Origin of the sequence: Sphingobium xenophagum NBRC 107872, from assembly GCF_000367345.1 — a bacterium.
GTDB classification, from domain to species: Bacteria; Pseudomonadota; Alphaproteobacteria; order Sphingomonadales; family Sphingomonadaceae; genus Sphingobium; species Sphingobium xenophagum.
Map to the genome: position 1 here is coordinate 42,119 of NZ_BARE01000032.1, position 23,882 is coordinate 66,000.

Genomic DNA, 23,882 nt, shown 5'->3' on the forward strand with positions numbered 1-23,882 from the left:
ATCAAGCCACAAGGCGCAGGCAGGTGCCGCAAACGCCGGCGATCGACGCGGCGCCGATGAGGGGGGCGCGCTGCGCGGCCTCGACCATTGGCATGACGCCGGCGGCGGATGCACCGTAGCGGGCGACCACGCCGACAAACTCCTCGACGTCATGGCCACGAATGCCGAAGGATGGTGTGCCGTCATTCTTGAACTTGGGCATCCCGTACACGTCGACATTCTGCGCGCAGTGATACAGCTCGTGCTCGACCAGCGCACAAAAGGAAGCATCGTCCATGCCGGCGGCGGCGGGCGCGGAGAAGGTCAACAGGAAGTCAGGCATGCTTCCGAACCATTCCTCGATCTGCTGGCAGGCTCGCGCACGCGCCCATTTGCCCATCGCCATGGGCGGCATTAACTCCGCCTGGCCCAGCACCACGCGCATGTTCCGCACGTTGTCGCTGTTGGTCCAGACTATACCCAGCTCCGCGTCCATCAGGTGACGATGGTCAGGGTTGTGGAGCGGCGCATCGTCATACAGAAAGGCATTCTCGATCCATTCGCGCACGTCGGGCGCAGGGACGAAGCGATCCGGCATCGCAAGGCTGTTCAGATCGACCAGATCAGCCGGCGGTATCGGGCGCTGGAGGGTGGCAGGCTTAGCCACGGCTCTTCTCAACCTCCCAGCCAACGAATACCAGGTCCGCCAGATATTCGACGGCCGGCTTCCCAAGGCGCGCGGCCTCAGTGAATATCTCGGCGGCTATGTCCGGGCGACGCGCGCGAACAGTGACTGGCGCGGGCGCTGGCACGCTCTTGGGGCGGTTGCGCCAATGCGGAGCGGCGTTGAGCGGCAGCGCCGACCATTTGCCGGTTTCCACGAGGCACACGCGGCGGCCGCGCTGGAAGGACTCGTTGATGATGAGACCCATGTCGTGCAGCCGCCGGAATATCTCCGGCACAGTGCCTCCATTGGCAACGCCAAGCCGGTCGGCAATGTCATCGATCGTCGGGATCGGCGCACTCGCGTCCGTGCATTTCCGGATGATCCCCATCAGGATCGTCTCGCGATTGGTAAGTACCCGCCCCGGTACAGGCTCCCTGATCATGCTACTGCGCCCCTTCTCTTCACTTTGCCCCATCACGCCGGCGGCGCTTCATGCGTGAAGCGCAGATCCGCATCAGGGCCGAGCACCGTGTGCATCGCCTGCCCGATCTCATTGCCGAAATTGTCCCGCAGATAATTGCTCGCAAAGCTGCTGACCGCGACGGCCGTCACCGTTCCGGCGTCGATGTCCAAGCGGCATGGTGCGACCCACTGACCATAGACCTGATCGCCGACACGCACCTTGACCAGCGCCCTGATCTTCGCAGCGGCTGCATTCTCCCGGCTGGTGTCGTGGGCCTTGGCTGGCTGCACCGGACTGGTAGCAGGCGCGCTATGCCGAACGCCGGACCGGGCATCCCGCAACACCCTTCCGGTGATCTCGTTGATCCGGTTGCACCAGGTGCGGGTCCAGTCGAGCTTGCGCGACCCGGCGCGCCCCTCGCCCCGCCAGAAGTTCAGAAAGGCCTCGGCCTCGGCCTCATACGCACCAGCCGGCCACTGCCGTGCCTTGGCCTTGGCGGCTGGCGGCAATGCGGTGATGGCAGGCGGCTTCCAATCCTCTGGTATCCTTGTTCCCCGATTGCGCTTTCCAGCATCATCATCCCCCCTTGGGGGGCTATGGGGGGTTTTATTATCCTTATCAGATCCTTCCCCCGACATAGCTGTGTCACCCTCCCCATGACAATCTGACGCGGGGGAGGGTGACAATCTGTCATGGGGGGGCGTCAATTTGTCACCCTCCCCCCCTGTCAATTTGTCATGGGGGTCAGATGCCTTTCCAGGCGGTGCGACGTGCGACACTTTGGGTGGCCGGTAGCCGGGAAATCGAAAGCTGTTCCAGCCTTGTCCGCCGTCGCTGCGCACCGCGCCTGACTTCTCGACAAACCCCATTTCCTCCAGGCGCTGCACATGGCGCTGCGCCGTCCGGATCGATATCTCAACCTCGTCCGCCAGCCGACGCATCGACACCTGGCACTGGTCGCCCTTGGGGTTCATCCAGTTGGCAATGCCTACGAGCACAGCCTTGGTGACCGGATCGCCGGTCCGCTGCTGGCGTGCCCAGTTCTCAGCCTCCCAGCTCATCTGCCGACATCCTCATGGGTCCAGCCGCCGCTCTCCGGATAAGCAAATTGAAAGCGGAACGGATAGGCCTCCGCGGCCACTTTCATTTTCACGCGCGCGTCATCCTGGATGACGGCGTGCCCACCCTTGACGTCTACCATTGTCAGGATGCCATCGGTCGGTAGCACCGCATAGTCGACCGTGAGGAACGTGCTATCGGCGATGCGTAGCTTCACGCCTTCGAAGCGATACCAGAGTACGCCACCGGTCATTATCCCAACGCGCAGCACCTCATCCTCATAGCGCTGCTCTGTCTTGTTCTTCTCGCCTGTCTTGAGCCGGCCAAGCGCGAACAGCCGATCCTTGCCCTTGAGCGGGGCAGGGGCGGCATCGCGGGGCAACAGCTTCCCTTCCGCGATCAGGCGCGCTTCCAGCCGCGCGCGCGGCGTCATGCGCGACATGATGCGCGCTCCTGGCAATAGGGCAGTTCGATAATCATGATGCACCCGCTGATCTCAGCCTCGCCCCGTCGCATGGCCGGGGTCCGGTCAGATCAGCCTTCGCTGTCAGCAATCGGCGCCGCGTCAGTGGCCACAAGCACAGCGTCCTTGGAGTATAGCCCCTCCGCATCTGCTGCCAGTTCGCGCACGCTGATCTGAGTGTCCTGGCTGATATGGAAGTCAGCCTTCGACCCCTTCTCAACGAACACGGTTGATGTGTGATAACCGTGCGATTGCTGGCGTTCGTCGCTGTGGTTGTGCTCGCTCGAAGTCGTAACGGCGACGGGCCAGCCGTGCGTGACGACGGTGATGGTGGTTGTCATGTCTTTTCCTTTCAGTTGACGTTGGCGCGGACAGCCGCGTCCTTGGCCTCGAGCAGCTTGCGCAGCGCGACGGTACGCTCCGGGTTGCGGGGCAGGGTTTCGACAATGTGCCGGGCGAGCTCGCAGAAGGGGCGCGAAGCCGCCTGAAGGACGGTCGGCAGGTGCGAATAGTGGAAGTAGCGCAGGATCGCGTCGGCGGCGATCTGGTCGGCCGAGAACTCTGCCGGCGCGGGGTGGATGTCGCTCACGGTAATCTCCTCAAAAATTGTGCGTCGGTGGTCACGATTTGCGGCGTATGCCTCCCCCCTATCGAACCGCTTGGCCCCTGATCTTTAGACCGCCGGAAACCGGCCAGGAGGGACATCGTGTCCTTGTTTGCGCGCGGGCCGACGCGGCGTCCGCACCTGAACATCGAAAGGGGGTAGCTCGTCAGGGTGGCACGCGATCCTCGTGCGCTTGGGCCAACCGCTCGACAGCGGTTGCAAAATGCTTGTGATTGCGTTCGATCCCGATGAACGTCCGGCCGGCCTTCACCGCCGCGACGCCAGTGGAGCCGGTGCCCATGAACGGATCGCAGATGATCTGTCCCGCCACGTTGCGGATGATCTTGTCCATCACCGCATCCGGCTTGACCGTGGGATGGCCGAATTTCGCATCGCCCCTCGGTGACATCGCGATGATCTCGCGATCTAAATCCATCAGGGTACCACGCGGGTAGAACTCGCGGTTCCATGCGTGGATGTAGATTTCCATCACAGGCCGGTAATGCCTGTTCGCGACCGGCTGGGGATTCTTCTTCCGCCAGATGCACAGAGCCTGCCGTTCGAAGCTTCCATCAAGATAGGGAAGCAGCTTGGGCAACTGGTCGTTGTGGCAGAACACGACAGCAGACCCGCAGAGCAGTGGGTTGATGATCGTGTGATCGAAGCCGTCCGCCAAACCCTCGGCTAGAATCTGGTCCATGCCTTGCCGCTCAGATCGATAATGGCCGCCGCCTTCCGCCCGAAACTCATAGGGAGGGTCGGTAACGATCGCGTCGACCCAGCCGAGACGATGCAGCAGCTCGTTCGCGTCACCCAGATACAGGGTGGCGTGTTCCATCGTGACGACAGTGGTGAACGGCGCGTCGCTCATTCTCCGGGCGTCTCTCCGTTCGCGACGGCGCATCCGCGCATCCAGCGGGCGGCCAGAAGGGAGGCCGGAACGGCGATAGCCACCCAGGCGGCGAGGAGGGTGACGGCGTTCATCATGCCCCGATCACCTCGAATATCGTCATCTGCGGTGCAGGATTGGCCTTGATCCACTCGCGCAAGCGCAACTGCGCTGCCTCGCGATCGTCCAGCGCCTCGTCCATATCGCGCTCGGCAGCGCGCTTTTTGACAGCGGCACGCGTAATGCGCTTCTCGGTGATGGCTATCAGTGTCTCCAGCCGTTCACGTTCCGGGTGCGGCTCGAGCGATTCAGAAATGCATTGTTCAGACATGCGGACCCCGCTGTGCGAAAATGGAACATTTGAAGAACGTAAAGATGGTTAATCCGTTGGAAATGCGCGCGCAGCTTCGTTAGGCGGGGAGGCAGCTGTCGGAGAGAAGCCGTTATCGGACAGGGAGACAGCGCATTTTTCGGCCAACGCCCTGATCACTGGCATCCGCCATGAGGGTATGCGGCCGGCTGTTTTCCAGCTCGATACCGTGGTCGGGGCTATGTCTAGTGCTTTGGCGACGGCAACCGTCCCACCAAGCGCTTCCACTATTTCGGCTGCGTTCTGCATTTCGCCATATTACGATTACCGTAATTTTTCGCAAGGATAGATTACGATGTCCGTTATCGACCGCTCATTACGATTTTCGCAATGTGAAGCCGTGCCGAATCATGATGACATTGTTGAAGAGCTGCGCCGTCAGGTCGCGGGGAAGCAGTTCACCCAAAAGGCTCTTGCCGATCACCTCGGCCTGGCGCCCGCCCGTATCACCGAAATCTTGAAAGGTGAGCGCCGGGTGCAGCCGCATGAGATGCCGGCATTGTCGGATTGGCTGGGTATGCTGGACGAGGCACCGCCAGCCGCAAAGCCTATTCCGCTTCTAGGTAGGGTGCCGGGCGGCAACTGGCGCGAAGCCATCAGTAACGCCAGCCGATCCATTCCATCGCCGGACCCATCGATGCCACCGAGCGCATACGCATTGACTGTCGAGGGTGATTCTATGGATCTCGTCGTGCCCGACAGTTCGACAATCATCATCGACCCGATGGATGTCGATCTTTGGCCGGGGCGCTACTACGTCATCGAAAATGGCGAGCGGGAGACCACATTCAAACAATATAAGGAAAGCCCTGCGCGGCTGGTGCCTTGCTCCAGCAATCCGGATCATAAAGAAATCCCGATCAGTGGCGGGGGCTTCCGCGTCGTCGGCCGGGTCATCTGGCGCGCATCCCGCATGTGAATTCATGCGGCTCTCCGAATAACATTCCGCCACGCTCGCTCGATATCGCCGGGCACGGTGATGTAGAACGCGCGTCCATGCTCGCTGTAATTTCCCAGACCTTCATCCATAAGATCCTTGCGGGCGAGATTGATAGTGCTGCGCCACGGACCAATCGGCTTCCCGAAACATACCGCCCTGTAAACTATCTCCGCGTTCATGCCGCCCTGCGAATCTGCGTTTGTTCTTTATATGTTCTATATGTCCAATATCGGATTGAAAGAGCGCGGGCTGGTTGTGAAGGCGAAACCTGTGGATAACTGATATTGGAAAATTACGAGAAACGTAATTTGCAGGCTTGACTGGAATTACGATAAACGTAATATCGCTCCCGTAATCACCGGGAGGTCATATGTCTGCACTCTCCATCACCTCGACGCGGCCCGCCATCGACATTGAGCATGATGTCGTCGCGTTAGAACTCGACTGGCTCGAATCCGTCCTGTGCGATGCGGTCGCGCCGCGCAGCCTGTCTGACCGCGCCGCCGATGACGCATGGCTGCGGCTGGAGCGCATGACTCTTGCGCTTGGCATGCCTGAAAACAGCGCGGACGACGCGGCGGCCTGGGCGAAGGATTTTCTCCGCCGGCACGGTCGCCACCCGGCCGCGCTGACCGTCGGCACGCCTGAATATCGCCAGCGGCGCGTCGCCATGCTCTGGCAGGCGAACCTGTGGCACGAGGCCACCATGATCCTGTTCGTGGTGACTGGCCTCGGCCTGCTCTTCTACGCGATCGCGCAGGGGGTGCAGCCATGGATGTGATCGCCTTCCCGGTGCAGACGCGGCTTCTCGGCACGACGGCGCCCATCTCGCCCGGTCCGGTCGCGGGAGACGTCGCCATGCTGCTGGCCCGTGCGCTCAATCGCCTTCTGTCCGCGACCGTCGACGCCGACCTTGCGGACGGCATCGGTTTGTCGATCGGCGCGGCTGGAGCGCGGGAGCAGTCGCTCGAGGCGCTGGCCGCGTATGAGGCCAGCCGCACCGGCGCGCCGTCGTGACTCTCCGCTTCAAATCCAACGGCCGTGATCCGCTCACGGCCACACCCCGCACGCAATGGCAGGCGCAGCGCACACGCGGCCCGATCCTGCCGATGGAACAACCGCGCCGCCCTTGGTGGCAATTCTGGAAGGCCAGCCGATGACCCGCCCCATGATCCCGATCGAAACCAGGATGACGACGATCGACATGACCACCGGCGAGGAAACGCCGGGCACCACGACCATGTACATGATGCCAGCCGCGCGGGGGAAGTGCGAGATGTGCGGGTCCGAGCATGAACCGGAACTGCCGCACAATGCGCAGAGCCTCTTCTACGCGGTCCGGTTCAACCAGTTGTACGGGCGGGCGCCGACCTGGCTCGATGCGATGGAGCATTGCACGCCCGAGATGCGTGACCTCTGGATCGAGGCGCTGATCGACAAGGGTGTGAACGTGCATGCTGGCGAGGTGAACCCGTCATGAGTAACGAGCGCGTGTTGACAAAAACTATCACCGCCCGGTGTGGTGACGAGCTGTGCAGTCATGTCTGGATCGTCGCACACCTCCCGATGTCGATCGACAAGGTGGCGCTGCTTATGAAGCGGGCCGCCTGTCCCAAGTGCGGCAACGACAGCGCGGTGCTGGCCCATGGCTGACCCCATCATCCCCGCCTTTCCGCTCCATTGGCCCGAAACGCTGCCTCGCACTCCCGCACCCAGTAAGGCGACTTCCCAGTTCAAGACATCACTCCCTGCCGCCCTGAAAAACGTGAAGGGTGCCCTCCAGCTCTTCGCGCGCGATAGCGGCAAGGCTGTAACCAACATCGTCCTGTCATCCAACGTCGGCGGCCTCGATGTCTCGCCGGTCAAGGACACAGGCGTCGCTGCCTGGTTCGTCTGGGATGGCGAGCAGCGCTGCATAGCAGTCGATCGCTATCCAAAGCCCGAGGATAATCTTCAGGCGATCTACCACATCCTGGAGGCGCGCCGGACCGAAATGCGGCACGGCGGGCTGCATATCGTGCGCCAGACCTTCAAAGGGTTCGTCGCGCTGCCTGCGCCGGAGGCGTGGCATGCTGTGCTGGGCGTGAGCGCAGACGCCAGTCGCGGCGAAATTGATGCCGCATACAAGCGACTGGCCTCGACGGCGCATCCGGACAAGGGTGGATCGCAGGATGCCATGGCCCGGCTCAATGCTGCGCGCGATGCCGGACTGGCGGGCAAGCCATGAAGGGCGCCGATCAATGCCCCCGCTGCGCCTCGCGCCGGACGATCGACATCGACGCGCCCAGCCCCAACGGCTTCTATGCCCGCGTGATCCGAGGTTGCCGGAATTGCGAGACGATCTGGGAGCCTTTCGACCCAGCCGACACCATCGATCCGGACGAACGGTATGCGTCCTTCATCGAGCCGTGCAACAATTGCGCGTTCCGTCCGGGCTCCCCCGAGCAGGGTGACACCGCAGAGTGGAAGAAGACGATGGCATCGCTGAAGGCCGGCGGACAATTCTACTGCCACAAGGGCGTGCCGATCGAACCCAAGAACGAAAACGGGTTCGCCTATCCAGCCGACGGCAAGAACACGGCCAAGATGCGCCTGTGTCGCGGCTTCCTCAATATGTGGGGTCAGAACATGCTCAAGCAGTCGCTCGAAGGAGAGGTCACTCATGCCTAACCTCATCGACCAGGCAATGACCTTCGTCAGGTCACCGGCCTATATCGACCTCACGCTGCGCCAGCTCGCCATCATCGGCGTTGCGGCCGACGCCGTCGAGCCTTTGCGCGTGAAGGACATGGCCGCCGCGATCAAGGTGGAGAAGCCCGTCATCACGCGCGCGCTCAACCGCATGGAGCGGGACGGCCTGCTGGAGCGCAAGCGGGGCAGCGATCGCCGCGACTGCTTCATTCACGTGACCGAGGCGGGCAGGGCGTTCCGCTTATCGCTGGAGGCAGGGCGCAATGGCTGATCGCGATTTGCCTGTGGCGTGGATGCTCCGCGCCGCTCGAGCAGCCCATACGCGCTCGGCTCGCCAATATGGGGAGTTCCGCGTCCTGTGTGGGCAGGTCTTTATGTCCGAGGCAACGGCGGCGGCAGCAGCTGAGCGACAGAGCAACAGCTGGCGCAAGGCTGAGGCCTTCCCTGTCTTCGCCACGCCGTCGTTGCCGGCGGATGTGGTTGCGCTGGTCGTTGCCGCTCGGGAAGCTTGGGAGTTTCTGCAAGAGTCTTACCCCACGTACGCCGTCACCGGAGCGCTCGACAAGAGCCTCGAGGCCTTCGCCAGCCGCGTTTGTTACGATGATGAGGACGGCGAGCTGCAAGATGCACATGCGGACCCCTGCACGTGCGGGAATCGGGAGGCATCTAATGCCTGACATCGCCCAGACGATCGCCGCCATCATCGACGCGCCCGCTTGGGGCGAGCGCAACACGATGCACCTCGTCGGCCGCAAGGTGCTCCGCGATTCCGCCCGGATGCGCAAGCAGGACAAGCACCGGCGCGCCGCGTCGATGAAGAAGGCTGTCCGCATCCTCGAAGCGATGGCGGGCCATTTCACCGAAGCCGCGCAGTTGGCGCTCACGTTCGAGGAACCAGCCGATGTCTGACCATGTCCGTATCCGCCGCGACTGGATCGACGTGCGGCACGAGTTCCGCCAGAACGACGGTCGCTGGATGGCTGGCGCGTGCGCCAAGCCGGGCTTCTGCCGCGAATGCAACCGCGACGGCGAGCGCCAGCCGATGGAGTTCATCGCCAGCGCCTGGGAGGCAGGCGTCGATCCGGCGCACGCGGCGCGTATCGTCATTGCGGCGCATCTATACATCCCGGTCAAGCTGGCCGACGACGACGCGATCCTGCGCGCGACCGATTTCCGGCGGATCTCGATCGCCTATCATCTGGAGATCCTGCGCGGCCTGCCCGTCGCGGACGCCGATGCACTGGCGGCCCGGACGATCGGCGACCTGATCGCACTGGTAGCTATGGAGGAGGCGGCATGACCAAAGACACTGAGGCGCGGGTGGCCTGCCCGTTCTGTGGCGGCGAGGCATCAACAGAAGTTGACGATGAAGATTTCGATGTCGCGAGGGGTATTTGCAAAGATTGCGGCGCTTGCGGCCCGTTTGTTGACTTGTCGGACTATCCTACCACCGCAGCAGCAAGGGACGCAGCAGGAACAGCATGGGACAGCCGCGCCGCCCCAGCCACCACCCTCGACACCATCGGCTCGCAGTTCGGCAACGGCGGCGGGTTTGATCCCGGGGCGGACGGGGAGGCGGCATGACTGACCGCGTGACGCTACTCGCCCTTGTTGAGCGCGTTGTGGCCCTAAAAGGCCCTGACCGGAATGTAGACCGAGCGATCGACCCAATTGTTGGAATCCGCGTGGTTGATGAAGGGCATCCTCTCGGAACATGTTACTATGATGAGAACCATCATGGGGTGCTGCTTCCGCGCTTCTCCGCCTCACTGGATGCGGCATTGGCCCTTGTGCCGGATGGCTGCAATTTCGAGGTAACGAACACTGGCTACCGGCCGGGCGCGACCGTTTGCGGTCAAGGGGTGATGGGCATCCATGAGGGAGCCTATGCCTCGACGCCAGCGCTTGCGTTATGCGCCGCCGCGCTTCGTGCAAGGGCTGAACTCGAATGAGCGCCGCCCTCCCGGAAATCGCGGAGCGCATGCAGCGCGCCATCCTCAATGGACGGGGCATCCGCCTGGAAGCCGATGACGTCGTCCTGTTGGCGGCGATCGGCGTCAATGACCTCGTCCAGACCGAAAACGCCAAGATGTTGAGAGAGCAATGCGTAACCCGAACGATGAAGAACCGCTCTATTCAAGGGGGACAACCCGCCTTGGAGGGCCAAAATACTGGCTCGGCCGAGACCGCCGCTCCGACGGTACGCTCCGTTCCCCCAACCTCTACATCTTCTGGTACGACGCGGAACGCGGACACGTCCGGTCTCGCTCGACGCGCACAACGGATATCGGGCAGGCCGAAGAGAGACTCGACGCCCTCTTCCTAGAGCGGGAGCGGGGGCAGCGCATCTGCGACGAGTGCGGTCAGCTGATCGTCGGCGCCCCGCCGCATCCGCTGGTCGACGCCATGTCCAACTATCTCATCTCGGTTCGCAAGAAGCCCTCGCTCACCTCCATCAAGGCGCGGCTGGCGCACGTTTCGAACTATCTGATCGAGACGGACCGACTCGACACCACCTGCGACCAGGTCAACGAGGAGTGGATCGACGATTTCCGCGACTGGGCGTTCGAGGTGCCGGTCGTGTCGACAGCAGGCAAGGTGCTGGGCGATCGCAGCGCCGGCACGGTGGAAGGATCGGTCCGCGCACTCAGCGCCGCGATCAACCACGCCAACGGGCGCGGCGACACACCCTATGCCGCTGCGTTCCAGGCCAGGAAGCCGGACGAGGTGAGCGAGACCCCGGCCTATCGTGCCGACATCGCCAAACTGGCCGAGATGTTCAACTACTGCCTGCGCCCGCCGCGCAGCGCTGGCATGAGCGACAAGGCCTATGATCGCCAGCTGGCCTACCGCGAGGCGCTGCTGCGCTTCCTGCGCGTCAGCGTCGCGACCTGGTGCCGGCCGGACGCTGCCTATGACGTGTCGACCGCGCCGGAGCGCCGCCAGTGGTACCCCGACATCCGGGCGCTGGCATTGAACCAGCGCGGCCGACCGCAGACGAAGAAATATCGTCCTGTCGTGCCGGTCGCCCACCAGTTCGCCGAGCAGCTGAAGGCGGCACCCGTCGGCTTCTACGTCGGGCCCAAGTCGATTCGCACCGCGTTCGAAGCGATGCAGCACGAGCTGTCCCTGCCGCGCGATGGTGAGACCGGGCAGAAACTGATTCGCCGCTCGATCGCCAAGCTGGCGCGCAGCCGCCTGGGCGAAGCGCTCTGGGTGGAAGGGCAGATGATGCTGGGTCACCGCGTCCACTCGAAGACGTCCGACATCTATGCGGCGTTCGAGGCGGGCTATCTGACCAATGCGCTCGCAGTCACCGAGCAGATTATCGACGAGATCGAGGCGAAGGCGCCGGGTGCCTTTCGCCGGAATGTCACCGGACTCAAGATCATCCATGGAGGACGAAATGCTTAGAAAAGTTGGTCGGGGAAAGAGGATTCGAACCTCCGGCCCCTGCCTCCCGAAGACAGTGCTCTACCAGGCTGAGCTATTCCCCGACCGATGCCGAAGCCGCGATGAGGCGACCCCGTAAGGCAGGCCGCAGCCTATAGAGACGGCTTTTCAGGCTGGCAAGCGGCCAGAGCGGCTTTTTTTGCGTCTCACAAAAGCCCGGCCGCGCGGAAGCTGAAGCGGCTTTCCCCGGCCTCTATCATATGGTCGGCCAGCCGCATGTCGAGCGGGCGGAGCCGCCGGGCGAGGGTGCGGGTCAGGGCGATGTCGGCCGGACGGGGCAGGGCAGCGGTGCCGCCGGGCCGTCGCTGGTGAAGCGCCAGCCACTGCCCGTCCAGCGCCAGCAACTGGCTGACGACGGCGCGCCAGTCGTCCGCCAGCGGCACACGGTCGCGCGGTCGCCAGGCGGCGTCAAGGATGATGAGGTCCAGTCCGGCCATGCGGGAAGTGTGACGCGGGCCGGTTTCGCCACGCCAGCCCAAGCAGCGCCATTCTGGTTGAATAGCCGCCTATTCTGATCCGGAATGAAGGGGAGATTGGCGGGCGGGGCTGGCTGGGCTACAGCGGGCGGTGATCCACAGCCTTCATACAGGATGCCCGCCCTTGCGCGACACGATGCCCCATTATGAGCAGCAATATATAGACCTGATGCGCCATATCTGGCGTCATGGCGACGAACGGATCGACCGCACCGGGGTTGGCACCCGGTCGATCCTGGGCGCGACGATGCGCTTTTCGCTGGCCGACGACGCAGTGCCGCTGCTGACGACCAAGCGGGTTTACTGGAAGGTCGCGGCGCGTGAGATGCTGTGGTTCCTGTCGGGCGACACCAATATTCGCGAACTGGTGCGGCAGGGCGTCCATATCTGGACCGACTGGCCGCTGGATGCCTATCGCCGCGCCACCGGCGAGGCGATCGACCGGGATGCGTTCGAGGCGCGAATCATCGAGGATGAGGCGTTCGCATTAAAATGGGGCGATCTGGGGCCGGTCTATGGCGCGCAATGGGTCAACTGGCCGCGTTACGAGGCAGCCGGAGAGGGGCTCTACCGGCGCGCGGAGAAAGGGCATAACCAGATTGCCGATCTGGTCGCGGCGATCCGGTCGACGCCGGGGTCTCGCCGCCTGCTGTTTACCGGCTGGAACGTGGCGGAAGTCGCCAATATGGCGTTGCCGCCCTGTCATATGACCTATCAGTTCCAGGTCGCGAACGGGAAGCTCAACTGCCTGCTGTTCCAGCGCAGTTGCGACCTGGGGCTGGGCTTTGCGTTCAACATATTCGGCCTGTCGATGATCACCCGGATGCTGGCGCAGCAATGCGATCTGGAGCCGGGCGAGGTGGTCTGGCAGGGTGGCGACGTCCATCTGTACCTTAACCACGCTGCATTGGTGGAGGAGCAGATGGAGAGAATTCCGTCGGGCGCGCCAAAGCTGCGGATCAATCGGCGACCTTCGGACATTTTCAGCTACGCGATCGAGGATTTCGAGGTGACTGACTATACGCCGCAGGCCCATATTGCTGCGCCGGTTGCTGTCTAGGCCGACAGTGAGCCGAACATAGCGACACGGAAAAATGGGTCAGGAAGGCTTGCCTTTCGCTGCGACGTAATATAATGTTATCGGCAAGCAACATTATTGCGATGCAGCATAGGAGGCAGGATGACCGATCCCCACGATTCGGCAGGATTGCAGGGCAAGGCCGGGCATAATCTGCCCCCGCTGCGCCTGCACGTTCCCGAACCGCCAGCCCGGCCCGGCGAGAGCGCGGACTTCACCCATTTCGACATTCCCGCTGCCGACGCGGCACCACGGCCCGACGAGACGGCGCAGCCCGCGACGATGCGCGACATGGCCTATGGGCTGGTGCGCGTGCTGGACGAAAATGGCGCAGCGGTGGGCCAGTGGAATCCCAATCTGCCCTCTGAAACGCTCTTGCGGATGCTGCGCACCATGGCGCTGACCCGCGCATTCGATGCGCGCATGTTCCGGGCGCAGCGGCAGGGCAAGACCAGTTTCTACATGAAGTCGACGGGCGAGGAAGCCGTGTCGATCGGCGCGGCGCTGGCGCTGGACCGCGACGACATGTGTTTCCCCAGCTATCGCCAGCAGGGCATATTGATTGCCCGCGACTGGCCGATCATCGACATGATGAACCAGATCTATTCGAACAAAGGCGACCGGCTGAAGGGCCGCCAGCTACCCATCATGTATTCGGCGCGGGATGCCGGATTCTTCTCGATCTCCGGCAATCTGACCACCCAATATCCCCAGGCGGTCGGCTGGGCGATGGCGAGCGCAGCGCGCGGCGACACCCGGATCGCGGCGACCTGGTGCGGCGAAGGATCGACGGCGGAGGGCGACTTTCACAGCGCCTGCACCTTCGCCAGCGTCTATCGCGCGCCGGTCATCATGAACATCGTCAACAATCAATGGGCGATCAGCAGCTTTTCGGGCTTTGCCGGGGCGGAGGCGACCACCTTTGCCGCGCGCGCCGTGGGCTATGGCATTGCCGGGCTGCGCGTCGACGGTAATGACGTGCTGGCGGTCTATGCCGCGACCCGCTGGGCCGCGGACCGGGCGCGCGCCAATGCCGGGCCGACGCTGATCGAACATTTCACCTATCGGGTGGAGGGACACAGCACATCGGACGATCCGTCCGCCTATCGCTCCGCCGAAGAAAGCAGCCTGTGGCCGCTGGGCGATCCGATCGCGCGGTTGAAGCAGCACTGCATCGCCCTTGGCATCTGGGACGAGGACCGCCACGCCGCGATGGACAAGGAATTGGCCGAACTGGTCCGCGACGCCGCCCGTGAGGCGGAAAAGAACGGTATCCTTGGCCATGGCCTCCACCATCCGATGGAAAGCATGTTCGAGGATGTGTTCGAGGAGATGCCCCGGCACCTTAAGGAACAGCAGCAGCAGATGCTGGACGAATGGAAGGCGGCGGGGCTGTGAGTGATGTCATGACGCAAGACGCAGGCACGGACGTGCAGCAGATGAACATGATCCAGGCGATCAATAGCGCCATGGACGTGATGATGGAACGCGACCCCACCGTCGTGGTGATGGGCGAGGATGTCGGCTTTTTCGGCGGCGTGTTCCGCGCCACCGCCGGGCTGCAACAGAAATATGGCAAGAACCGCGTGTTCGACACGCCGATCACCGAATGCGGTATCATTGGCGTGGCGGTCGGCATGGGCGCCTATGGCCTGCGGCCCGTGCCGGAAATCCAGTTTGCCGACTATATCTATCCCGCGCTCGACCAGCTTGTGTCCGAAGCGGGGCGGCTGCGCTATCGTTCGGCGGGTGAGTTCATCGCGCCCATGACGGTGCGATCGCCCTTTGGCGGCGGCATTTTCGGCGGGCAGACGCACAGCCAGTCACCCGAAGGCATTTTCACCCATTGTTCGGGGATCAAGACGGTCATCCCGTCCACCCCCTATGATGCCAAGGGACTGCTGATCGCGGCGATCGAGGATAATGATCCGACGATCTTCTTTGAACCCAAGCGCATCTATAACGGCCCGTTCGATGGCGAATATGACACGCCCGCGACCAGCTGGGCCGGCCATGCCGACGCGCAGGTGCCGACCGGCTATTACCGCATCCCGCTGGGCAAGGCGCGGATCGCGCGGGCGGGCGGGGCGCTGACCATCCTGTGTTATGGCACGATGGTCCATGTCGTCGAACATACCGTTGCGATGCTGGGGCTGGACGCGGAGATCGTCGACCTGCGCAGCCTCGTGCCGCTCGACATCGAAACGATCGAAGCGTCGGTGAAAAAGACCGGCCGCTGCCTGATCGTGCATGAAGCGACCCGCACCAGCGGTTTTGGCGCGGAGCTGCTGGCGCAGGTGCAGGAACGCTGCTTCCACTATCTCGAAGCGCCGATCGAGCGGGTGACCGGGTTCGACACGCCCTATCCGCACAGCCTGGAATGGGCCTATTTCCCCGGCCCCGTCCGCATCCGCGAAGCCATCAACAAGATCATGAAGGATTGAGCGCCATGGCTCTGTTCACATTCAAGCTGCCGGACATCGGCGAAGGCATTGCGCAGGCCGAAATCGTCGGTTGGCACGTCAAGGTCGGCGATCGGGTCGAAGAGGACCAGCCGATAGCCGACATGATGACCGACAAGGCGACGGTCGAGATGGAAAGCCCGGTCGCGGGGACCGTCGTACGACTGGCAGGCGAGGAGGGCGATCAGGTGTCGATCGGCAGTATGCTGGTCGAGATCGAGGTGGAAGGCGAGGATGTCGCCGCGCCGCCGCCATCGGTCGAGGCGATCGAGGCGGAAGTGCCGGGTGAGGCGGTTATCGAGGAACCGACATCCGGTCGCCCCGCGATCGAGCCGGGGGCAGGCGCTGAGCCTGTCGAACGGCCCAGCCGAACCGAAGGAGAGGCGGCGTCGCCTGCGGCTGAGCCGAAGGCTTCGACTTCGCTCAGCCCTGACGGAAGCGGGCATGAGACTTCATCCCCCATCCTCGCCTCCCCCGCCGTCCGCGCCCGTGCGAAGGATCTGGGTATCGACCTCGCGCAGGTGAAGTCGGCGGGCGATCATATCCGCCACGCCGATCTCGATGCCTATCTGCTCTACGGACAGGGGCAGGGCTATCGCGCGGCGGGAAAATCGGCGCGCCGCCCCGACGAGCAGGTCAAGGTCATCGGCATGCGCCGCCGGATTGCGGAGAATATGGCCGCGTCCAAACGGCACATTCCCCATTTCACCTATGTCGAGGAAATCGACGTCACCGCGCTGGAAGCCTTGCGCGAACAGCTCAACGCCAGCCGGGGCGACAAGCCCAAGCTGACCATGTTGCCGCTGCTGATCGTCGCCATCTGCAAGACTTTGCCCGACTTTCCGATGCTCAACGCCCGTTATGATGATGAGGCGGGCGTGGTCACGCGCCACGGATCGGTTCATCTGGGGCTGGCGACGCAGACCGATGCGGGGCTGATGGTGCCGGTGATCCGCGACGCGCAGGACCGCAATGTCTGGCAGTTGGCGGGTGAAATCCGTCGCTTGGCCGACGCTGCCCGGTCGGGCAAGGCGAAGTCGGAGGAACTGTCCGGCTCCACCCTGACGCTGACGTCGCTGGGTCCGCTGGGCGGGATCGCCACCACGCCGGTCATCAACCGGCCCGAAGTCGCGATCATCGGTCCCAACCGCGTGATCGAGCGGCCCGTTTTCCGGGGCAAGGAGATTGTCGCGGCGAAGCTGATGAACCTGTCGATCAGTTGCGACCACCGCGTCGTCGATGGCTGGGACGCGGCAAGCTATGTCCAGGCCGTCCGCAAACTGCTCGAAAATCCCGCTCTTCTTTTCGTGGATTGAGGATCAGCGCATAGTCGCGCGATAGCTTAGCCGTCCGGCATGGCCGGGCGGCACCGCTTGCGGCAGCGACCAGCGGATATGGGTGACGTCTGCCGCCACGGCGCGGCGCGTGCCGCCCAGGGGCGTGGGCAGCCATAGCTGATCCATCCGGCCCCAATGCGCGCCGCCGTCGACCGACACCTGCATCGTTGGATCGGTCGGGTCGATCTGCATACCGCGCGGCAGCGAGCGAACCACGGCCTGATCACGCAGCGGCGCGTTGCCCGCATTGCGCCAATGGACGATGACGATCAGTTGATCGCCCGGCGCGACCTTGTCAGCGCTCGCCAATATGCGGCGGGACCGTCCGTTGACGTCGGTTGTCACCCGTTCGACAAACATCTGCGTGTCCAGTTCGACGCCCGGTTGCGCCGATGCGGCGTGCGGCACGGCAAGGCCGCTGAGCGCGATGATCCATGACAATGTGGCGGCTTTCATGCCCGTCCCCGTTCTGCGTCCCCGTTCTCATCCTAGAACGGCTGAGCCAATATTTGGTTAAGCGACTGTTTTTCCGCGATCAGCCCGCGATCGGAGACGCTTTGCAAATTGACGCCCGCTGGCGGCGAGCGCACATCTGGCGGGTCTTTCGACCGGAGAATCAATCCACCGTGAAACCGCCGGAACAGCTGGAAATCAACCGCAGGCGCGACCGGCTGCTCGCGTCGATCGCGCTGACGACGGGGATCGGGCTGATATTGGCGCTGCCCTTTGCGTTGCGCGCGGGGGCGGAGTTTTTCCTGCCGCTGACCGCCGCGCTGGTGATCGCGATCGCGCTGGTGCCGCTGCTGGAATGGATGGAGCGGCGCCGGTTGCCGTCGGGGCTGGCCGCGCTGCTGGCGGTGATCGGCTTTCTGATCGTGGCCAATACCGCGCTGGTGCTGATCATCGTGCCAGCGACCGACTGGTTCCGTATCCTGCCGCAGCGCTTGCCACAGATACAGGCGAACCTGGCTCCGCTGATCGACTTTTATTCCAACCTTCAGCGCTTCGTCGATGAAACGGTGCAGATGCTGGCGACAGGGCCGGTTGCAGCGGCGCAGACGGCGACGGTCGACACGCCGCGTTCCCTGCTGCAATTTGCCGCCACATCGGCCCCGGCGGCGATCATCCAGATGGTGTTTGCGCTGCTCATCATCTATTTCTTCCTGGCGGGCTGGACCCGCCTGCGGCGGCGCACGATCAACAGCCGGGACAGTTTCGACGGCGCGCTGGCGGTGGCGCGGGTGATCCAGAATGTGGTCGACGCCACATCGGCCTATGTCATCACCATCGCCGTCATCAACCTGTGCCTGGGGCTGGCGGTCGCGTTGGCGCTGTGGCTGATCGGGATGCCATCGCCCCTGATGTGGGGCGGGATCGTCGCGCTGCTCAACTTCATCCCCTATTTCGGACCCATGCTGGCGGCTGTGCTGCTGGCGCTGGGCGGGCTGATGGTATTTGACGATGTGTGGGTCGCCATGATGCCCGCGGCCTTGCAGGTCGGTTTCCATCTGGTCGAGGCGAACGTCATCACGCCGACGGTGCTGGGGCGGCGGCTGACGATGAACCCGCTGCTGATTCTGGTGTCGCTCACCTTCTGGGGCTGGGTGTGGGGGACGCCGGGCGCGCTGCTGGGCGTGCCGCTGCTGATCATCATCCAGACCGTCGTTTCTGCCGCAGGCACGCCGGATATCGCCGGTTTCCTGTTCGAGCAGGGGACGCTGACGGTCGCGCCGCGCAAAGAAAGTGACGAGAATGCGAAAACAGCCGAAACGGACGGTTGACAGTCCCGGCGGACGCACATAGACGGCGCTTCCACACCGAACGCGGGTGTAGCTCAGTTGGTTAGAGTGCCGGCCTGTCACGCCGGAGGTCGCGGGTTCGAGCCCCGTCACTCGCGCCACTTTCCTTGACAGGAAGGTGGGAATAAGGTGGATCAGACAGCATCGTCTGGGGAGTGAAATCCCGAACGGATGTCACCCTGCGCGGGTGTAGCTCAGTTGGTTAGAGTGCCGGCCTGTCACGCCGGAGGTCGCGGGTTCGAGCCCCGTCACTCGCGCCACTTTCCTTCATCGGAAAGTGTTTTCTTCGATACATGGTCGGCTTTAGCGCCAGCGTCCCGTCTCCATCCAAGCGAGCAGGCGGCGCAGCGGCAGCACCCATATCCACACGATCCCCAGCACGACATAGATCGGCGTCTGCGCCCATATCGGCAGCGTGCCGATGATGCCGGACAGGCTGGCCACCATGACCGCCCATAATGCGATCAGCCCGACGATCGCCAGCATCCCCACCGGCTTGCGCCAGCTGGGCTGATGATAATGGCGCGGGTCTATGTTCATGCGACAGCTCCTGCGGCGGGAAGGCCTTCGATCAGTTCCACTTCGGTCAGCACCATGTGCAGCGGCAAGTCCCATGGGTCGGCCGGAACCATATCCTGTTCCTGCACCGACCAGGCAATGCCGATGCGCAGCGCGTCGGGCAGGCGGGCAAAGGCGCGGTCATAATAGCCGCCGCCCTGACCCAGCCTGTTCATCGCCCGGTCGAACCCGACCAGCGGAGCGATGATGACGTCCGGCGTCACCGGGCCATCGCCGGGCGCGGGGTGGCTGGTGCGGAACGGGCCGGGCAGCAATATGTCGTCAGGCTGCCAGCGCAGGAAGTCCATGCTGCCTAGCCGATCCAGCACGCGCGGCAACGCCACGGTCTTGCCCATGGCGATCAGTTGCTGCGCCAGCCGCTGCGCCGGGGCTTCATCGTCCAGTCCCATATAGAGCGCTACCACCTGCGCGTCCGCGATGCGGCGGGCGAGGGGGGAAGGCAGCACCTTGAACGCCAGCCGGTGCGCCAGCGGATCAAGCGTCGAGACGAACGCGCGGCGGCGATCGCGGGCGATCTGGCGCAGGCTCGTCTTGTCGATGGTGTCGCCGTTCATTCGTATCTCTGCCCGTTCGCTATGATGTTCCCGCGCAGGCGGAAGCCCAGTCCTGCCCTGTGCACCGGGTTCCCGGCTGCGCGGGAGCACGTCTATATTTGGATCGCTTGCGTTGGAAGGGTGACGGGACCGCCTTGGCCGTTTGCTGGAAAATCCTCTGACGCCTCAACGTCAGGTGGGGACCATGTAGATCGGGCCGGAACCCGCCCAGGGACAGCCCCCTAGGATGTGATTATCGCCTCAGGGATGTTCGCTAAAGCTCGTACCAGGCAGTACCCGTCCACCCCAATCTAGGCGTCCGTGGCGCGGGCGGCAAGCCCGGTGCGCAGCTTTTCTATTCGTGCCGCCAGCGCCTCTATCGCCTGCGCCGCCGGCTCGTCCTCCGCTTCCAGCGCCAGCCTTTGCTGGCGGGCTGCGGTGTCGCGGCGCATGTCGTTCAGTTCGTCGGCCAGGAACAGCGCGGCGAACAACAGGCTGCGCACCTCCGTCATGCCCGGCGCGCCCTGCTGCGCGGCTTTCGCCTTTTGCTCGATCAGGCTGGCGAGATGGGCGAGATGCGCCTCCTCCCCATCGCGGCATCTGATGTCATAATGACGCCCGGCTATGTGCAGCGTGGTTTCAGCCAATGGTCCGGCCCTTCAGATCGGCAATCAGTTCATCGAGCGACCGCAGCGCCGCGCGCGCGCCATCCACATCCATGTCCGGTTCGCCACTGGAGGGTGAGGAGGGGGGCGGGGCCGCCACAAGGCGGGCCACATCCTGTTCGAGCCGACCCACTGCACGTTCCAGCGTGCCAATTGCCTGCATCATGCGCTCGCTTGCCATAGCCTGTGCATAGCGAAACTTGATGCGGTACAAAAGCGATCATTGGGCGGACAAGAAGCCGCTTTCCGGCCCGCTGCGGTTGACGCATGGGGCTTGACGCGACAAAGGAGGCGCGATCTCGACTCGCCCGTACAGCTTGCGGGGAGGCCAGTCCTGCTCAGGAAAGACACACGCTGCCGATGACCGTTTCCGATAAGTCGCTCGCCAACGCCATCCGGGCGCTCTCCATGGACGCGGTGCAGGCCGCCAATAGCGGCCATCCGGGCATGCCCATGGGCATGGCCGACGTCGCCACAGTGCTGTTCAGCGATTATCTGAAATTCGATCCGACCCAGCCCAAATGGGCCGACCGTGACCGCTTCGTCCTGTCGGCTGGCCATGGTTCGATGCTGATCTACAGCCTGCTGCACCTGACCGGCTATGCGCGCCCGACGATCGAGGACATTGCCAATTTCCGCCAGTTGCACAGCCCGTGCGCAGGGCATCCTGAAAATTTCGAGCTGGCTGGCGTGGAAGCGACCACGGGTCCGCTGGGTTCTGGCCTTGCCACTGCCGTCGGCATGGCGATTGCCGAGCGGCACCTGAACGCCCAGTTCGGCGACGCGCTGGTCGATCACCGCACCTGGGTGCTTGCCGGTGACGGGTGCCTGATGGAAGGCATCAACCATGAAGCGATTGGCTTGGCCGGTCACCTGAACCTTGGCCGCCTGATCGTGCTGTGGGACGATAACAAGATCACCATCGACGGCGCTGTCGACCTGTCGAGCAGCGAAGATGTCCGCGCCCGTTACGAGGCGACCGGCTGGCATGTCGTGTCGTGCGATGGCCATGACGTTGCCGATGTGCGCCGCGCGCTGGCCGAAGCGGTCGCTGATTCGCGCCCGTCGCTGGTCGCCTGCGCCACCAAGATCGGCTATGGTTCGCCCAACAAGGCGGGCACGTCGGGCGTCCATGGGTCCGCGCTGGGCGAGGCCGAAGTCGCCGCCGCGCGCGAATTTCTGGGCTGGGACGCAGCGCCCTTCGTTATCCCTGAGGACATTGCCGCCGCATGGCAGGCGATTGGCGCGAAGGGCAGCGACGTTCGCGCCGCCTGGGAAGCGCGCCTTGCAAGCGATGCAAACGGCGCGGAATTCATGCGCCGCATGGCTGGCGATCTGCCCGATAATTTCTCGCTGGAAGCCTATATCGACAGCCTGATCGCCGCGCCGCAGAAGGTCGCGACCCGCAAGGCAAGCGAATTGGCGCTCGGCGCGATCAACGACCTGTTGCCCGAAACGCTGGGCGGTTCGGCAGATCTTACCGGCTCCAACAATACCAAGACCAAGTCGACCGGGCCGCTGACGCGCGATGACTATGCGGGTCGCTATGTCTATTATGGCATTCGCGAATTCGGCATGGCCTGCGCGATGAACGGCATGGCGCTGCACGGCGGGGTCATCCCTTATGGCGGCACCTTCCTTGTCTTTTCGGACTATATGCGTGCTGGCATTCGCCTGGCCGCGCTTCAGCAGCAGCGCGTCATCCATGTGCTGACCCATGACAGCATCGGCCTTGGCGAAGATGGCCCGACCCATCAGCCGATCGAGCATGTCATGTCGATGCGGATGATTCCCAATCTGGACGTCTATCGCCCCGCCGACATTGTCGAGACGGCGGAATGCTGGGAACTTGCGCTGAAGGATGCAACCGGCCCGTCGGTTCTGGCGCTCACCCGCCAGAACCTGCCGCAGTTGCGCACGGAAAAGAGCGAAAATCTGTCGTCCAAGGGCGCCTATCGCCTGGTCGCCGCGACCGCCGAGCGCAAGGTGGTGCTGATCGCCACCGGCTCCGAAGTCGAGATCGCGGTCGATACCGCCAGGGCGCTGGAAGAACAGGGCATTGGTGCTGACGTTGTTTCCATGCCCAGCTGGACGCATTTCGACGCGCAGCCGCAAAGCTACAGGGACGACCTGCTGCCGCACCATGTGCTGCGCGTGTCGATCGAGGCGGGCACGACCTTTGGCTGGGAACGCCATACCGGCATCGCTGGCCTGCGCTTTGGCATCGACAGTTTCGGCGCGTCCGCGCCTGCCGAAGCGCTTTACGACCATTTCGGCCTGACGGCCGCAAAGATTGCGCCGCAGATCGTGGCTGCTCTCAACAACTGACCGAACAACAACTTGCGGAGGCTAGTGCAGTGGCAACGAAGGTAGCAATTAACGGTTTCGGACGTATCGGTCGCCTGGTGGCGCGCGCCATTCTTTCGCGCACCGACCATGATCTTGAACTGGTCAGCATCAACGATCTGGGCGACGCCAAGGCGAACGCCCTGCTGTTCAAGCGCGATTCGGTGCATGGCAACTGGAAGGGCGACGTCAGCGTCGATGGCGATTTCCTGGTCATCGATGGGAAGCGCATTGCCGTGACCGCCGAGCGTGACCCCGCCAAGCTGCCCCACGCGGCGCAGGGCGTGGAAATCGCCCTGGAATGCACCGGCATCTTCGCGGACAAGGCCAAGGCCAGCGCCCATCTGACCGCTGGCGCCAAGCGCGTCGTCATTTCCGCACCCGCAACCGGCGTGGACAAGACCATCGTGTTCGGCGTCAACCATGACGCGCTGACCGCTGACGACATCGTCATTTCCAACGCCAGCTGCACCACCAACTGCCTGGCGCCGCTCGCCAAGGTGCTGCACGACGCCATCGGCATCGAAAGCGGCTTCATGACGACGATCCACAGCTACACCAACGACCAGAACACGCTGGACCAGATCCACAAGGACATGCGCCGCGCCCGCGCCGCTGCCCTGTCGATGATCCCGACCACCACGGGTGCCGCCCGCGCGGTGGGTGAAGTTCTGCCTGCGCTCAAGGGCAAGCTGGACGGTTCGTCGGTGCGCGTGCCGACCCCGAACGTGTCGGTCGTGGACCTGAAGTTCATCCCCAGCCGCGCCACCACGATCGAGGAGGTCAACGGCCTGCTGAAAGCCGCAGCCGACGGTCCGATGAAGGGCGTTCTGGCCTATACCGACGAACCGCTGGTTTCGATCGATTTCAATGGCGACCCGGCATCCTCGACCGTCGACAGCCTGGAAACCGCGGTCATCGAAGGCAAGCTGGTCCGCGTGCTCAGCTGGTACGACAATGAATGGGGCTTCTCCAACCGCATGATTGACACCAGCGGCGTGGTGGCAAAGTTCCTGTAAGGGAAGCGGG

36 protein-coding genes, 3 tRNA genes and 1 other RNA gene are annotated in these 23,882 nt (G+C 63.6%); 23 read left to right on the top strand and 17 right to left on the bottom strand.

Annotated features, from left to right (window positions below; genetic code table 11):
- Nucleotide 1 precedes the first annotated feature (1 nt).
- The 9 genes from SX1_RS14650 to SX1_RS25055 all read right to left on the bottom strand — a co-directional run bounded on the left by SX1_RS14650 (nucleotide 2) and on the right by SX1_RS25055 (nucleotide 4,743).
- Entirely contained in the window at nucleotides 2–646 is a 645-nt protein-coding gene (locus SX1_RS14650) for a putative metallopeptidase (RefSeq protein ID WP_019053593.1), read from the bottom strand.
- Nucleotides 639–1,088, bottom strand: a complete 450-nt coding sequence (locus SX1_RS14655; RefSeq protein ID WP_157410218.1) for a helix-turn-helix domain-containing protein — start codon at nucleotides 1,086–1,088, stop codon at nucleotides 639–641. Before SX1_RS14655 ends, SX1_RS14650 begins: the two co-directional genes overlap by 8 nt.
- Nucleotides 1,089–1,120: 32 nt before the next feature.
- Nucleotides 1,121–2,170, bottom strand: coding sequence for a DnaA N-terminal domain-containing protein (locus SX1_RS23830; RefSeq protein WP_081609963.1), 1,050 nt, complete (start codon nucleotides 2,168–2,170; stop codon nucleotides 1,121–1,123).
- Nucleotides 2,167–2,610, bottom strand: a complete 444-nt coding sequence (locus SX1_RS14665; protein WP_019053596.1) for a hypothetical protein — start codon at nucleotides 2,608–2,610, stop codon at nucleotides 2,167–2,169. The genes SX1_RS23830 and SX1_RS14665 overlap by 4 nt, the downstream gene beginning before the upstream one ends.
- A 92-nt stretch (nucleotides 2,611–2,702) precedes the next feature.
- Entirely contained in the window at nucleotides 2,703–2,972 is a 270-nt protein-coding gene (locus SX1_RS14670; protein ID WP_019053597.1) for a hypothetical protein, read from the bottom strand.
- An 11-nt stretch (nucleotides 2,973–2,983) separates the two neighbouring features.
- Entirely contained in the window at nucleotides 2,984–3,220 is a 237-nt protein-coding gene (locus SX1_RS14675; RefSeq protein WP_019053598.1) for a hypothetical protein, read from the bottom strand.
- A gap of 181 nt (nucleotides 3,221–3,401) precedes the next feature.
- Nucleotides 3,402–4,106 (bottom strand): DNA-methyltransferase, encoded by a 705-nt coding sequence (locus SX1_RS14680; RefSeq protein WP_019053599.1) that lies wholly within the window; start codon nucleotides 4,104–4,106, stop codon nucleotides 3,402–3,404.
- Nucleotides 4,107–4,218: 112 nt separating this feature from the next.
- On the bottom strand, nucleotides 4,219–4,455 hold the full coding sequence (locus SX1_RS14690; RefSeq protein ID WP_019053601.1) for a hypothetical protein: 237 nt from the start codon (nucleotides 4,453–4,455) through the stop codon (nucleotides 4,219–4,221).
- Nucleotides 4,456–4,503: 48 nt separating this feature from the next.
- On the bottom strand, nucleotides 4,504–4,743 hold the full coding sequence (locus tag SX1_RS25055; RefSeq protein WP_370670738.1) for a carph-isopro domain-containing protein: 240 nt from the start codon (nucleotides 4,741–4,743) through the stop codon (nucleotides 4,504–4,506).
- A gap of 46 nt (nucleotides 4,744–4,789) precedes the next feature.
- Between SX1_RS25055 and SX1_RS23835 the strand changes: the two genes are divergently transcribed.
- The 14 genes from SX1_RS23835 to SX1_RS14770 all read left to right on the top strand — a co-directional run bounded on the left by SX1_RS23835 (nucleotide 4,790) and on the right by SX1_RS14770 (nucleotide 11,539).
- Nucleotides 4,790–5,413: a LexA family protein gene (locus SX1_RS23835; RefSeq protein WP_081609964.1), complete on the top strand. Its 624-nt coding sequence runs from the start codon at nucleotides 4,790–4,792 to the stop codon at nucleotides 5,411–5,413.
- A 391-nt stretch (nucleotides 5,414–5,804) separates the two neighbouring features.
- Complete coding sequence (locus tag SX1_RS14710; RefSeq protein ID WP_019053605.1) at nucleotides 5,805–6,215, top strand: hypothetical protein; 411 nt, start codon at nucleotides 5,805–5,807, stop codon at nucleotides 6,213–6,215.
- Nucleotides 6,206–6,451 (top strand): hypothetical protein, encoded by a 246-nt coding sequence (locus tag SX1_RS14715; RefSeq protein ID WP_019053606.1) that lies wholly within the window; start codon nucleotides 6,206–6,208, stop codon nucleotides 6,449–6,451. Before SX1_RS14710 ends, SX1_RS14715 begins: the two co-directional genes overlap by 10 nt.
- A gap of 139 nt (nucleotides 6,452–6,590) precedes the next feature.
- On the top strand, nucleotides 6,591–6,914 hold the full coding sequence (locus SX1_RS23520) for a hypothetical protein (protein WP_167539644.1): 324 nt from the start codon (nucleotides 6,591–6,593) through the stop codon (nucleotides 6,912–6,914).
- Between the two features lie 11 nt (nucleotides 6,915–6,925).
- Nucleotides 6,926–7,087 (top strand): hypothetical protein, encoded by a 162-nt coding sequence (locus SX1_RS24250; protein WP_167539645.1) that lies wholly within the window; start codon nucleotides 6,926–6,928, stop codon nucleotides 7,085–7,087.
- The gene (locus SX1_RS24850; protein ID WP_019053608.1) at nucleotides 7,080–7,661 is read left to right on the top strand and encodes a J domain-containing protein; all 582 of its coding nucleotides are present in this window, start codon (nucleotides 7,080–7,082) and stop codon (nucleotides 7,659–7,661) included. The genes SX1_RS24250 and SX1_RS24850 overlap by 8 nt, the downstream gene beginning before the upstream one ends.
- Nucleotides 7,658–8,104: a hypothetical protein gene (locus tag SX1_RS14735; protein ID WP_019053609.1), complete on the top strand. Its 447-nt coding sequence runs from the start codon at nucleotides 7,658–7,660 to the stop codon at nucleotides 8,102–8,104. The genes SX1_RS24850 and SX1_RS14735 overlap by 4 nt, the downstream gene beginning before the upstream one ends.
- Nucleotides 8,097–8,396 (top strand): MarR family transcriptional regulator, encoded by a 300-nt coding sequence (locus SX1_RS22720; protein WP_019053610.1) that lies wholly within the window; start codon nucleotides 8,097–8,099, stop codon nucleotides 8,394–8,396. Before SX1_RS14735 ends, SX1_RS22720 begins: the two co-directional genes overlap by 8 nt.
- A complete protein-coding gene (locus SX1_RS14745; RefSeq protein ID WP_019053611.1) occupies nucleotides 8,389–8,802 on the top strand; it encodes a hypothetical protein in 414 nt (137 codons plus the stop codon). The genes SX1_RS22720 and SX1_RS14745 overlap by 8 nt, the downstream gene beginning before the upstream one ends.
- Complete coding sequence (locus SX1_RS14750; protein ID WP_019053612.1) at nucleotides 8,795–9,034, top strand: hypothetical protein; 240 nt, start codon at nucleotides 8,795–8,797, stop codon at nucleotides 9,032–9,034. The genes SX1_RS14745 and SX1_RS14750 overlap by 8 nt, the downstream gene beginning before the upstream one ends.
- Complete coding sequence (locus tag SX1_RS14755; RefSeq protein WP_019053613.1) at nucleotides 9,027–9,425, top strand: hypothetical protein; 399 nt, start codon at nucleotides 9,027–9,029, stop codon at nucleotides 9,423–9,425. The genes SX1_RS14750 and SX1_RS14755 overlap by 8 nt, the downstream gene beginning before the upstream one ends.
- On the top strand, nucleotides 9,422–9,709 hold the full coding sequence (locus SX1_RS14760; RefSeq protein WP_019053614.1) for a Lar family restriction alleviation protein: 288 nt from the start codon (nucleotides 9,422–9,424) through the stop codon (nucleotides 9,707–9,709). The genes SX1_RS14755 and SX1_RS14760 overlap by 4 nt, the downstream gene beginning before the upstream one ends.
- Nucleotides 9,706–10,077: a hypothetical protein gene (locus SX1_RS24255; protein WP_157410222.1), complete on the top strand. Its 372-nt coding sequence runs from the start codon at nucleotides 9,706–9,708 to the stop codon at nucleotides 10,075–10,077. Before SX1_RS14760 ends, SX1_RS24255 begins: the two co-directional genes overlap by 4 nt.
- Nucleotides 10,078–10,228: 151 nt before the next feature.
- Complete coding sequence (locus SX1_RS14770) at nucleotides 10,229–11,539, top strand: hypothetical protein (protein ID WP_255209769.1); 1,311 nt, start codon at nucleotides 10,229–10,231, stop codon at nucleotides 11,537–11,539.
- Nucleotides 11,540–11,545: 6 nt separating this feature from the next.
- On the opposite strand, the gene SX1_RS14775 is transcribed toward SX1_RS14770, so the two are convergent.
- Nucleotides 11,546–11,622 (bottom strand) — tRNA-Pro (locus SX1_RS14775).
- Between the two features lie 102 nt (nucleotides 11,623–11,724).
- Nucleotides 11,725–12,057: a JAB domain-containing protein gene (locus tag SX1_RS14780; RefSeq protein ID WP_255209770.1), complete on the bottom strand. Its 333-nt coding sequence runs from the start codon at nucleotides 12,055–12,057 to the stop codon at nucleotides 11,725–11,727.
- A 133-nt stretch (nucleotides 12,058–12,190) separates the two neighbouring features.
- Here SX1_RS14780 and thyA point away from each other — a divergent pair, with 133 nt between their 5' ends.
- From thyA to SX1_RS14800, 4 genes are all read left to right on the top strand, one after another.
- A complete protein-coding gene (thyA, locus tag SX1_RS14785; RefSeq protein WP_043145757.1) occupies nucleotides 12,191–13,114 on the top strand; it encodes a thymidylate synthase in 924 nt (307 codons plus the stop codon).
- Nucleotides 13,115–13,234: 120 nt separating this feature from the next.
- A complete protein-coding gene (locus SX1_RS14790) occupies nucleotides 13,235–14,530 on the top strand; it encodes a 3-methyl-2-oxobutanoate dehydrogenase (2-methylpropanoyl-transferring) subunit alpha (protein ID WP_019053619.1) in 1,296 nt (431 codons plus the stop codon).
- Between the two features lie 41 nt (nucleotides 14,531–14,571).
- The gene (locus SX1_RS14795; protein ID WP_026149796.1) at nucleotides 14,572–15,576 is read left to right on the top strand and encodes an alpha-ketoacid dehydrogenase subunit beta; all 1,005 of its coding nucleotides are present in this window, start codon (nucleotides 14,572–14,574) and stop codon (nucleotides 15,574–15,576) included.
- A gap of 5 nt (nucleotides 15,577–15,581) precedes the next feature.
- Nucleotides 15,582–16,910, top strand: a complete 1,329-nt coding sequence (locus SX1_RS14800; RefSeq protein WP_019053621.1) for a dihydrolipoamide acetyltransferase family protein — start codon at nucleotides 15,582–15,584, stop codon at nucleotides 16,908–16,910.
- A 3-nt stretch (nucleotides 16,911–16,913) separates the two neighbouring features.
- Here the strand turns inward: SX1_RS14800 and SX1_RS14805 are convergent, their stop codons facing one another.
- The gene (locus tag SX1_RS14805; RefSeq protein WP_017182387.1) at nucleotides 16,914–17,387 is read right to left on the bottom strand and encodes a hypothetical protein; all 474 of its coding nucleotides are present in this window, start codon (nucleotides 17,385–17,387) and stop codon (nucleotides 16,914–16,916) included.
- 170 nt (nucleotides 17,388–17,557) lie between these two features.
- Here SX1_RS14805 and SX1_RS14810 point away from each other — a divergent pair, with 170 nt between their 5' ends.
- The 3 genes from SX1_RS14810 (at nucleotide 17,558) to SX1_RS14820 (ending at nucleotide 18,990) form a co-directional block, all read left to right on the top strand.
- Nucleotides 17,558–18,712, top strand: a complete 1,155-nt coding sequence (locus SX1_RS14810; protein ID WP_026002257.1) for an AI-2E family transporter — start codon at nucleotides 17,558–17,560, stop codon at nucleotides 18,710–18,712.
- A gap of 42 nt (nucleotides 18,713–18,754) precedes the next feature.
- Nucleotides 18,755–18,831 (top strand) — tRNA-Asp (locus SX1_RS14815).
- An 82-nt stretch (nucleotides 18,832–18,913) separates the two neighbouring features.
- Nucleotides 18,914–18,990: transfer RNA gene (locus SX1_RS14820), tRNA-Asp, on the top strand.
- Between the two features lie 43 nt (nucleotides 18,991–19,033).
- Here the strand turns inward: SX1_RS14820 and SX1_RS14825 are convergent.
- From SX1_RS14825 to SX1_RS14840, 5 genes are all read right to left on the bottom strand, one after another.
- Nucleotides 19,034–19,270 (bottom strand): DUF2842 domain-containing protein, encoded by a 237-nt coding sequence (locus tag SX1_RS14825; RefSeq protein ID WP_019053623.1) that lies wholly within the window; start codon nucleotides 19,268–19,270, stop codon nucleotides 19,034–19,036.
- The gene (locus SX1_RS14830) at nucleotides 19,267–19,863 is read right to left on the bottom strand and encodes a 5-formyltetrahydrofolate cyclo-ligase (RefSeq protein ID WP_019053624.1); all 597 of its coding nucleotides are present in this window, start codon (nucleotides 19,861–19,863) and stop codon (nucleotides 19,267–19,269) included. Before SX1_RS14830 ends, SX1_RS14825 begins: the two co-directional genes overlap by 4 nt.
- Nucleotides 19,864–19,985: 122 nt before the next feature.
- A non-coding RNA gene (ssrS, locus tag SX1_RS25125) (6S RNA) lies at nucleotides 19,986–20,142 on the bottom strand.
- An 11-nt stretch (nucleotides 20,143–20,153) separates the two neighbouring features.
- A complete protein-coding gene (locus tag SX1_RS14835) occupies nucleotides 20,154–20,489 on the bottom strand; it encodes a cell division protein ZapA (protein ID WP_019053625.1) in 336 nt (111 codons plus the stop codon).
- Nucleotides 20,482–20,673: a hypothetical protein gene (locus SX1_RS14840; RefSeq protein WP_026002256.1), complete on the bottom strand. Its 192-nt coding sequence runs from the start codon at nucleotides 20,671–20,673 to the stop codon at nucleotides 20,482–20,484. The genes SX1_RS14835 and SX1_RS14840 overlap by 8 nt, the downstream gene beginning before the upstream one ends.
- A gap of 194 nt (nucleotides 20,674–20,867) precedes the next feature.
- On the opposite strand from SX1_RS14840, the gene tkt reads away from it, so the two are divergent.
- The gene (gene tkt / locus SX1_RS14845; RefSeq protein ID WP_019053627.1) at nucleotides 20,868–22,835 is read left to right on the top strand and encodes a transketolase; all 1,968 of its coding nucleotides are present in this window, start codon (nucleotides 20,868–20,870) and stop codon (nucleotides 22,833–22,835) included.
- Nucleotides 22,836–22,864: 29 nt separating this feature from the next.
- Nucleotides 22,865–23,872, top strand: coding sequence for a type I glyceraldehyde-3-phosphate dehydrogenase (gap, locus tag SX1_RS14850; RefSeq protein ID WP_026149797.1), 1,008 nt, complete (start codon nucleotides 22,865–22,867; stop codon nucleotides 23,870–23,872).
- The last annotated feature ends 10 nt before the right edge of the window (nucleotides 23,873–23,882 follow it).